This is a genomic window from Marinobacter sp. G5_S1_61_S3 (genome assembly GCF_054968585.1).
Genome location: NZ_JBQKUK010000034.1, coordinates 1 through 2,275 on the forward strand (window position 1 = coordinate 1; position 2,275 = coordinate 2,275).

Sequence of the window (2,275 nt, forward strand, 5' to 3'; positions counted from 1 at the left end):
TACGGACACATCAAAGCTGTAAGGGGTTTTCTGCAGGACGGTGTCGTCCTCGCCCAGTTCGTAGGCCGCCTGCATCCACTTCAGGCGGTTGAACAGCGCTGCGTGGGTGTTGGCCACGCCCTTGGGTTTGCCGGTGGAGCCGGAGGTATAGATCACATAGGCCCGCTGCTCCGGGTGGATCCCGACATCGGGGATCGATGCCGGCTGATCCGCCAGATCAAGCTGGTCGAGGTTGATCACCGACAGCCCGGCCGGGGCCGGTAGTGACTCAATCACCGCGTCGTGGGTCAGCAGCAGATCCATACCGGCGTCGGTCAGCACCTGTTGCTGACGGGCTTGTGGGTGTTCGGGGTCCACCGGCACATAGGCGGCGCCGGCTTTCTGGACGGCGTAGAGGGCGACTACCAAGGCCACCGAGCGCTCGGTGGCAACGCCTACGAGACTGTTGCGATCCACGCCCTGACCGATCAGGTAATGGGCCAGGCGATTGGCTCGGGCATCCAGGTCGGCGTAGCTCAGGCGTTCAGCGCCGAACACCAGGGCTTCCCGATCCGGGTGCGCAGCCACCTGGCACTCGAACAGGCGGTGCACCGGCTCGGGCCGGCCATAGTCCTCGGTCGTCCGGTTCCAGCTCGCCAGTTGCTCGTGGTCGGTGTCGTCCAGCAGGTCATAGGCGCCGATTGGCTGCTGCGGGCCTGCCACAATCTCATTGAGCAGCCATTCGAAACGGGCCCCAAAGCGCTCAACCGTTGCCGCGTCAAACAGGTCCGTGGCGTAGTTCCAGTTGCCGGAGAACGTACCATCGGCTTCTTCGATCAGGTTCAGTGCCATATCGAACTGGGTGCTGCCGTCTTCCAGTTCCATTACCTTCGCGGTCAATCCAGGCAACTCGCCCAAACCGCGCTGATCACGGTGCTGGTAGTCGAATGCCACCTGGAACAGCGGGTTATGGCTGAGGCTGCGTTCCGGTTGCAGGGCTTCCACCAACTGTTCGAACGGCAGGTCCTGATGGCTCTGGGCCTCAATCGATGCCTGGCGAACGGTCGCCAATACCTGTTCGAAAGTCTGGGATGAGGCCAATTCACAGCGTAGGACCTGGGTGTTCACAAAGAAGCCGACAAGACCCTCGGTTTCCCGGCGATTGCGGCCTGCCACCGGCACGCCAACCCGCAGATCATCCTGACCACTGAGCCGATGGAGCAGTAGGTTGTAAGCCGCCAACAACATCATGAAAGGTGTGACATCGCGGCTCGCCGCCGATCCGCGAAGACGGTTGCTCAGGGACTCGCCCAGTCGGAAGTGGTGACGTGCACCCTGGAAACTCTGCCGGGCAGGTCGTGGTCGATCCGTCGGCAACTCCAGGACTGGCTGCCCGTCCCCGAGTTGGGCACGCCAATAGTTCAGTTGCCGCTCGCCTTCGCCGCTGGCCAGCCATTCCCGCTGCCACACCGAGAAATCCGCATACTGGATCGACAATTTCTCCAGTACCGCCGCTCTTTCACCGCAGGCAGCACGATACAGAGACGCGAAATCCCGCATCAGCACCGACACCGACCAGCCGTCGGAGATGGCATGGTGCAGGCAAATCAGCAGACGCGATTCCTTTGCGGCCATGGTGACCAACCCAACTCGCCAGAGCGGCTGCGTGCCCATGGAGAATGGTCGGCACATAAAGGCTTCCGCATGATCGCGGAATGCACCCTCCGGATCATCCGAGTGGCTGACGTCTACCCGTTCCAACGGGACACCAATCGCCGGGTCAATCACCTGTCGAGGGATTGCCTCGCCATCCGGGGCAGCCACCAGTCGCGTGCGCAGCGTCTCATGACGTTGCGCCAACGCGTCGAGTGCCTGCTGCAAAGCACCTTCGTCAACGGTGCCTTTCAGGTCCAGAACGCCAGGCAAGTTGTAGGCGGTAGCTCCCGGTTCAAGCTGGTCCAGGAACCAAAGCCGCTGCTGGGCGAAAGACTGCGGCGCACCCTCCAGCCCCAGTGCGGGAATGGTCTCTTGCGCTGGGGTGCCTTCCAGTGCCTCCAGCAAAGCCGCCATATCCGTCAGCCTGGGCGCCTCGAAAACCATCCTTAACGGGAGTTCCACACGCCATTCGTGACGAAGGCGAGAAACCAGCTGCGTCGCCAGCAGGGAGTGACCGCCCAGTTCGAAGAAATGATCCTGCCGACCGACACGGGACTGTTGCAAAAGATCCTGCCAGATCCGGGCCAGACTCCGTTCGCAGTCCGTTGCGGGAGGTTCGTAATCACTCTGACCCACCACG

General features: G+C 62.2%; 1 protein-coding gene. It reads right to left on the reverse strand.

Features of this window, described 5'->3' with window-relative positions; all coding sequences use genetic code 11:
- On the reverse strand, positions 1-2,275 hold a 2,275-nt coding region (locus ACTRWH_RS20385; RefSeq protein WP_462826788.1), incomplete at both ends, for a condensation domain-containing protein.